This window comes from Myroides odoratus (genome assembly GCF_965118575.1).
In the GTDB taxonomy this organism is placed as follows: domain Bacteria; phylum Bacteroidota; class Bacteroidia; order Flavobacteriales; family Flavobacteriaceae; genus Flavobacterium; species Flavobacterium odoratum_B.
In genome coordinates this window covers 1-1,645 of the sequence record NZ_CBCPHW010000045.1, presented here as the reverse complement: position 1 = coordinate 1,645, position 1,645 = coordinate 1, and the positions used below count along the sequence as shown (strand labels likewise).

Here is a 1,645-nt window from a genome sequence, read left to right as displayed (position 1 = left end):
TGTGTTTTTAGATGTTAATCCATAATAGCCATTGTTGATGAAATCACGAAAGTAAATTACTGTCCCATCATTCGTTACATCGCCCTCTGCTTTATTTTTAAAGGTGCCTTCAAAGGATACTAAATCCCCAGAAGAGATAGACAGTTCCCCCTCATTAACGATCAACGAAGGTACCTGTCCATAAATCACACTTGTACTAAACACTAGTAACAATATGCTATATATCTTTGTCTTTATCATGCTTTTTTTTCTTAATTTTCTGTAGAAAAAACCAAATCAAATTTTAAAGCCGCTATACATGCGCTTTGTATACTTGATTTAATAAATATTCTAATACAAAAAAACAATCCGTATTAGAAATAGAATCGCCATAAGATAGGGTGTCTGATTTTACTTTATTCTTTTAGAGTCTATTGTATATACTTTTCAACTAAAAACTAGAGTGTATTTTAATACCTCCGTTATTTTCACCAAATAAATGTGAATATTACCCACTTGTATTCTTCTTCTCTGTGCCTTATAAAAAGTACAATTACGAAGTTAGTTTCATATTTCTAAGTTTTTACGAAACTTTATATTGAAGATTGTTGAATCTGATTTCCACTTCTTTCATTCAAATTACATCCTATCTTTATTCAAAATTATAAGATGGTTGCTCAGTTTATATATTTTTATGAACTGAGCAACCAAAGTAAATTAGTTGTTACTACTAGTAACTGTTATTTTTTTACATATTCTAAAACAAAATAGTACTGTCCTGCAGGATGATAAACCGTCAATAATTCAGATACTCCAAGAACAACTTGTGTATTTCCATTTACAACTGCTTTTCTCAATACGCCTTCAGTAATTGAATTTGTAGCTTTATTTATTAAACGTGCACTTAAAATAATATCTGCAAAATCTCCAGGCACTTCTAGAATATTAGCATTTTCAGTTAAAGTAATATCATACGTTTTTGTTGCAATTTGCTTGGTTGTATTTAACCATTTTTCAGATTTGATTTGTTCTTCGTATGAATAGTTGATAACGTTAGCATTGATTATTTTTTTGAACTCCACATTATCACCTAACTTCGTAATGAACTCTTGATTGTCTACTAAATTCGTCACAAACTCATTATTATTTGCGATGATCTTTCCTAAGTCATCAATCGATACTGAAAAAATGTTGTTTTCGGTATCTGTAATAGTCAAATTATCAGCAGTTGCTACAAAGGATTGGATCTTGGTATTTCCTAAATCATCCCAACTAATTGGTATTGGTGTTCCAGTTGCGTCGTAGTAGAAGAAACTATTATTACCTGTATTGTAACCAACATTTCCATACGTTCCTGCTAGCTTGTTGATGATCTCTTCGATAAACTTAGTATTGTTCGTGATTTGCTCAATAAACTCTACTTTGTTTCCTAACTTGGTGATAAACTCTTGATTATCAACTAAATTCGTTACAAAAACATCATTATTTGCAATGATCTTTCCTAATTCGTCAATCGACACTGAAAAAATAGTATTGTCGGTATCTGTAATAGTCAAATTATCTTCGGTTACTACAAAGGATTTGATTTTTGTATTTCCTAAATCATCCCAACTAATTGGTATTGGCGTTCCAGTTGCGTCGTAGTAGAAGAAACTATTATTACCTA

The 1,645-nt window shown here is 30.8% G+C and carries 2 pseudogenes; both read right to left on the bottom strand.

Annotation, left to right across the window (positions count from 1 at the left end):
- Nucleotides 1-240: pseudogene (locus tag ACMHJ2_RS17695) on the bottom strand (gliding motility-associated C-terminal domain-containing protein); the annotation flags it as partial.
- Nucleotides 241-719: 479 nt separating this feature from the next.
- A pseudogene (locus ACMHJ2_RS17690) lies at nucleotides 720-1,645 on the bottom strand (hypothetical protein); the annotation flags it as partial.